The following is a 5929-nucleotide window of genomic DNA, read 5'->3' as shown; positions in this document are numbered from 1 at the left end:
CTGTTTTAGAGTTAGGGGCCCCAAATGGGGGTGCTCGTCAATTGGTGTAATGCTTCAGTAGCAGGTGCATATATCGATACACTTCACATGCTGTTTGAAACAAACACAACTGCGTCTGGGCTTATTATCCCAGATTCGGCAAAAGAGAAGCCACTAGAGGGTAAGGTTATTGCTTTGGGTAAAAAAGCAGTTAAAGCAGGGATTAAAGAGGGAGACAAAGTAGTGTTTCCAAAATTTGGTGGAACAGAGATTACGATAGATGGTACAGAGTATCTTATTATGAGTAGCAAAAATATTTTAGGAGTAATGAGATAATGGCAAAAGAGATATTTTTTTCAGACACGGCGAGAAGTGGACTGTTTGCAGGTGTAACAAAACTAGCTGATGCAGTCAAGGTAACAATGGGACCAAGAGGGCGTAATGTTCTTATCCAAAAATCATTTGGAGCTCCACACATCACAAAAGATGGCGTTTCAGTGGCAAGAGAGATTGAGCTTAGTGATTCGTTGGAGAACATGGGTGCTCAACTGGTAAAAGAGGTGGCTTCGAATACTGCTGATGAGGCGGGTGATGGTACAACCACGGCTACTATTTTGGCTCACTCTATCTTCAAAGAGGGTCTGCGAAATATCACAGCAGGAGCTAATCCGATTGAAGTAAAAAGAGGTATGGACAAAGCTTGTAGAGCGATTATAGAAGAGCTAAAAGCTACTAGCCAAGAGGTAAAAGACAAAAAAGAGATAGCACAAGTGGCTACAATTTCTGCGAACTCTGATGTGGCTATTGGTGAGCTTATTGCTGAAGCTATGGAGAGAGTTGGAAAAGATGGTGTTATCACTGTCGAAGAGGCAAAAGGTATTGATGATGAGCTAGAGGTTGTTGAGGGTATGCAGTTTGACCGTGGTTACCTATCTCCATATTTTGTAACTAATCCTGAGAAGATGACTTGTGAGCTAGAGAACCCTCTACTTCTGCTTACAGATGCTAAAATCACTTCTTTAAAAGATTTGGTTCCTGTTTTAGAACAGATTCAACAGACAGGCAGACCACTAGTAATCATTGCTGATGATTTGGAGGGTGAAGCTCTTGCTACTTTGGTTCTAAACAAACTAAAAGGTGTTCTAAATATCACAGCCGTTAAAGCCCCTGGGTTTGGTGACAGAAAAAAGGCTATGTTAAATGACATCTCTATCTTGACAGGTGCTACACTTATCACTGATGAGCTTGGTCTTACGCTTGAAAAAGCTACACTAGCAGAACTTGGTCAATGTGCAAAAGTTGTTATCGACAAAGACAATACCGTTATCGTTGATGGAAAAGGTGACCCTGCAAATGTTGCAGCTAGAGTAAATGAAATCAAAAATCAGATGGAGACTACTACTAGCGAGTATGACAAAGAGAAGCTTCAAGAGCGTCTTGCAAAACTCTCTGGTGGTGTTGCAGTTATCAAAGTTGGTGCGGCTACAGAGACTGAGATGAAAGAGAAAAAAGATAGAGTTGATGATGCACTAAGTGCTACCAAAGCAGCTGTTGATGAGGGTATCGTTATCGGTGGTGGTGCTGCGTTGATTAAGGCAGGTGCAAAAGTATCACTTGACCTTAAAGATGATGAGCTTGTTGGTTCTGAGATTATTCTAAGAGCTATCTCTGCACCTATGAAACAGATTGCACAAAACGCTGGTTATGATGCAGGTGTTGTTGTGGACAAAGTTATGAGCAATGATGATGCTAATCTTGGATTTAACGCTGCTACAGGTGAGTATGTTGATATGCTTGAAGCGGGAATCATAGACCCACTTAAAGTGGCAAGAGTTGCTCTAATCAATGCAACTTCTGTATCGTCTCTTCTTCTTACTACAGAGGCTACGGTTTCTGATGTCAAAGAGGAGCCAAGTGCAATGCCTGCTATGCCTGATATGTCAGGAATGGGTGGTATGCCTGGGATGGGGATGTAGAGTTTTTACTCTACACTTACTATACAAAGGGCAGAGACTTGGCTCTGCCCCTACAAATTGGTAAAAATACTATTTACCATCAATTATCTTATCTGCCTCTTTGAAGATTTTATCAACATTGTCACGAATCCACTTCTTGTCCATCCACTCTTCAGGACGAACCTCTATACCTTGAACCAAAACACCAAAATGCAAGTGGTCACCAAGAGCCAAACCAGATACTCCTGTCTGTGCAATAGGAGCGCCTGCTACTACATCTTCACCCTCTTGTACCAAAATATTTGAGCAGTGTCCATATATTGTAAAGAGTCCCAATCCATGGTCTACCATAGGCATGTTACCATATATACCATTGTAGTTACTATATACAACTCTTCCATCATTGGATGTGAGTATCTGAGCCATCTTCGTGCTTGCCATATCTAATCCAACATGATAAGATTGAGAAACCTCATTACTCTTCTCTCCATAATAATAGTGTCTCTCATCCCCATAACTTGCAACTTTTGCTGCGTTTTTTAGAGGATAAAATGGCTTTATCTTCCATGAATGTAACATCTCCTTTGAAACTTTTTCAGATAGAGTATGGATAAGTTTCTCATTTACTATTCTCATATCTTCATTGATAATCTTTAATTTCGCAACTCTATCTGTTACTAGAGCATATTGAGGGTCAGCATTTGCCAAATCAGATATTTTCCCATCTATAAAGTTGTCTCTAGCTTTAATCCAAGAGACTTTATAGTTCCTAGTTTTAGTATAAAATGGTACATTTACTACTCTTTTATTCTCTGCCATATCTTCTGCAATAATTCTTGCTGAAAAGTTCTCTTGTTTAAAAGGCCAAGCTACCAATGCAGCATAATATCCATCTTTTTTATAAGGAGTTACCTCAAATCTTTTCCCTTCGGCTTCCAGATAGAACTCTTTTAGCGACTCATCTTTTACTTGAAAGACAACCAGCCCTGAACCACCTTGCGTAATAGAGTATGAGTTAGATAAAATGTTTACATCAGGTTGTTTATAATCTATCTCTACAAAGATATCTTTGGTAACTGTATTACCTTGAAAAAAGCCCCAGTTGCTTCTATCTGTTACTGTTACTGTTAATTTAAAAGAGTTTGATTTTGGATTTAGCCTAACACCTTTAACTGGTTTTTTAGGGTACTCAACTTTTATCACTCTACTCTTTTGATCTGGTTCTAGTATTAACTCATTGGCTAGAATAACAGAGTTTTGTCCATCAGAGATTTTAACATCATATGATTTAATAGCTAAATTATCTACAACTGTTATCTCAAGTGGGTCTCGTCTATTCCAATAGATATTCTCTTTTGTCTCAATAACAGGTTGCTCTCTCTCAAAGGCAGGACTGGTAAATATATAAGCACCTGCACCAACGGACAATCCCAACATTATAATCCATGCACTTTTAGAGCTTCCACCACTACTATATGTTCTTCTTTTTCGTCTCATTGTATTGATCCCATTTTTTTATAATTAATATGCAATCATATCGGATAGAACATCAAGAACCTCTTGATTAACACGGTTAGTTTTAAAATATTGAATATCTAGCTCTTTTCCATCTTCATAGAGAGGTCTATCCAGTTGGCTTGATGAATCAATGCACCAGAAGAGATGGCATCTACCCCTGTCTTTGCAATCTCTTCAACAGTCTCCAATGATACATTTCCACTAGCTTCAAGCAAAATATTAGGAAAGGAAGCATCTCTAAACGCGACCACTTCTACTATAGCTTCATTGGTCATGTTATCACACATCACAATATCAGCCCCTGCTTCCATCGCATCTCTAACCATCTCTAAGCTCTCACACTCTATCTCTACTTTGGAAGTAAAAGGAATCTTCTGCCGAACCTCTTTCATAAATAGATTTAGATTATCAATTGTTTTGAGATGCGTATCTTTTAACATCAAACAGTCATCCAAACCCATACGATGGTTAATCCCACCACCACAACGCACCGCATACTTCTCAAACTCTCTAAGCAGAGGTCTAGTTTTTCGAGTATCCAAAAGCTTCACACCATAAGGCTCTATTTTTTTGACAAACTTCTCTGTCAATGTGGCAATAGAACTAGCATGAAGTGCTATATCTAAAATAGAACGCTCTAGTGAAAGTATATATTTGGAGTCACCAGAGACAAAAAGAAGCTTCTCTCCTATTTTAAAAGAGGTTCCATCCTCAACCTGCCAATCCAATTTTAAATCATACATCTTTGCCAATGTATCAATATACTCTCGACCTGCAAAGACTCCATCACTCTTGGCAATAATATAGGCTCGAACCTCCTTAGACTTAGAGATACGCGAAAAGAGATCGCCACGACCTACATCTTCTGCTACCATCGCTTCTATAAATTTATCTTTTAACATCTACTTAATCGCCAACATTCTCTCTAAAGCCAAATTGGCATACTTAATCGTATGCTCATTCACCACAATCTCATTAATCGGTTGCCCATCTTCTATAGATTTCAAAGTCAAATACAGATCTTCTATCGTAGTCTCATTCATGGTAGGACACTCTGGTTTGGTTGAGGAGAGTACAAAAGTATTCCCACCTGGACGCATACGATTTACCAAGTTGTACTCTGTCCCTACAGCCACCTTTTGCTCTGGGTCAAGCTCTGCTACGAATTCGATAAGTTGAGAGGTAGAACCTGCAAAATCAGAAGCCTCTACGATGGCAGGGTCACACTCTGGATGAACCGCTATCAATATGTCTGGATATCTATTGCGATAGAACTCTATATCATCAAGAGTAAAGAGCTGGTGAACAGAGCAGAAACCATTGAAACAGATAACATCAGCCTCTTTTGGGTCACACTCCCCCTCGCCTATGATACATGACTTTAGACCCATTGAGTTTGCAAAGTTCTGTCCTAAACATCTATCTGGAACAAAAAGAATCTTCTTACCACTCTCTAGCCCTTTTTCGATAATCTTATAGGCATTGGAAGAGGTACAAACCAAACCACCCATCTCACCCACTTTGGCTTTGACTGTTGCATCACTATTAATGTAAGTGATAGGTAGGATATTCTCCTTTGGGATACCTCTCTCTACCATATATTGAACAGAGTCATCAAAATAAGAGGCATCTATCATCCTTGCCATTGCACAACAGGCGATTTTGGGCATTAGCACTCTTTTTTGGGGAGCTATAACCTTTACACTTTGTCCCATAAAACCAACCCCACAAAAAACAACCCAAGGGTTCTTATCAATTTTACATTTTCTTGCCAACTCCAAGCTATCACCTGTGATGTCTGCCATCTCAAAAACTTCATCTCTCTGATAAAAATGTCCAACAACGGTTACGGGAAGCTTTGCTTTTAGTCTCTCTATTTCTGCTTTATAGTCTATGCTCATATGATACCTTTAATTTAAAAGCAGAAAATAGCATATTTTTAGTTAAAATTGCGATAAAAAATGGAGAATACTATGGATTTAAATATAATACTATACCTAAGTGCCTATCTTATCGCAGCTATACCATTTGGATTTATCTTGGCAAAAGTTTTTGCTGATGTCGATGTGCGAAAAGAGGGAAGTGGAAATATTGGAGCAACTAATGTGCTTAGAGTTCTCAAAGAGAAAGCCCCTCATTTAGCAAAAAAGCTTACTATTATTACTTTTGCTTTGGATGCTACGAAAGGGATGATTGTTATATTTGTGGCAATGGCTTTGGGTGCAGATGATAGTGTACTCTGGACACTAGCTGTGTTGTCAGTTGTGGGACATTGCTTTAGTCCATTTCTAGGGTTTGAGGGTGGCAAAGGTGTAGCTACTGGATTTGGTGTGCTACTTGTTATGCTTCCTGTTGAGTCACTTATTGCTATAGTTGTGTGGGTTATTTCTAGTAAGGTTCTTAAAATCTCTTCGTTATCATCTCTTATCGGTCTAACCGCGTTGCTTATATCATCATATATAATTCATCCTGATATG

The 5929-nt window shown here is 39.0% G+C and carries 6 protein-coding genes; 3 read left to right on the top strand and 3 right to left on the bottom strand.

Translation table 11 applies throughout. The features are described 5' to 3' along the window. The first annotated feature begins 87 nt into the window (after positions 1 to 87). Together GSY74_RS03720 and groL are read left to right on the top strand one after the other, a co-directional pair. Positions 88 to 315, top strand: coding sequence for a co-chaperone GroES (locus GSY74_RS03720; protein ID WP_164663764.1), 228 nt, complete (start codon positions 88 to 90; stop codon positions 313 to 315). Beyond that, a complete protein-coding gene (gene groL, locus GSY74_RS03715; RefSeq protein ID WP_164663763.1) occupies positions 315 to 1955 on the top strand; it encodes a chaperonin GroEL in 1641 nt (546 codons plus the stop codon). The genes GSY74_RS03720 and groL overlap by 1 nt, the downstream gene beginning before the upstream one ends. A 69-nt stretch (positions 1956 to 2024) precedes the next feature. On the opposite strand, the gene GSY74_RS03710 is transcribed toward groL, so the two are convergent. The 3 genes from GSY74_RS03710 to nadA form a co-directional block, all read right to left on the bottom strand. Continuing rightward, positions 2025 to 3431: a M23 family metallopeptidase gene (locus tag GSY74_RS03710; RefSeq protein ID WP_164663762.1), complete on the bottom strand. Its 1407-nt coding sequence runs from the start codon at positions 3429 to 3431 to the stop codon at positions 2025 to 2027. A 98-nt stretch (positions 3432 to 3529) separates the two neighbouring features. Next, positions 3530 to 4354 carry a carboxylating nicotinate-nucleotide diphosphorylase gene (nadC, locus tag GSY74_RS03705; protein WP_164663761.1) on the bottom strand — a complete coding sequence of 275 codons (825 nt, stop codon included), beginning with the start codon at positions 4352 to 4354 and terminating at the stop codon, positions 3530 to 3532. After that, on the bottom strand, positions 4355 to 5353 hold the full coding sequence (gene nadA, locus GSY74_RS03700) for a quinolinate synthase NadA (RefSeq protein WP_164663760.1): 999 nt from the start codon (positions 5351 to 5353) through the stop codon (positions 4355 to 4357). A 72-nt stretch (positions 5354 to 5425) separates the two neighbouring features. Between nadA and plsY the strand changes: the two genes are divergently transcribed. After that, a partial coding sequence (gene plsY / locus GSY74_RS03695) for a glycerol-3-phosphate 1-O-acyltransferase PlsY (protein WP_164663759.1) occupies positions 5426 to 5929 on the top strand: 504 nt, incomplete at its 3' end.

The organism is Sulfurovum sp. bin170, from assembly GCF_010892395.1.
Classification (GTDB): domain Bacteria; phylum Campylobacterota; class Campylobacteria; order Campylobacterales; family Sulfurovaceae; genus UBA1140.
This window is presented reverse-complemented; position numbering and strand designations above follow the sequence as displayed.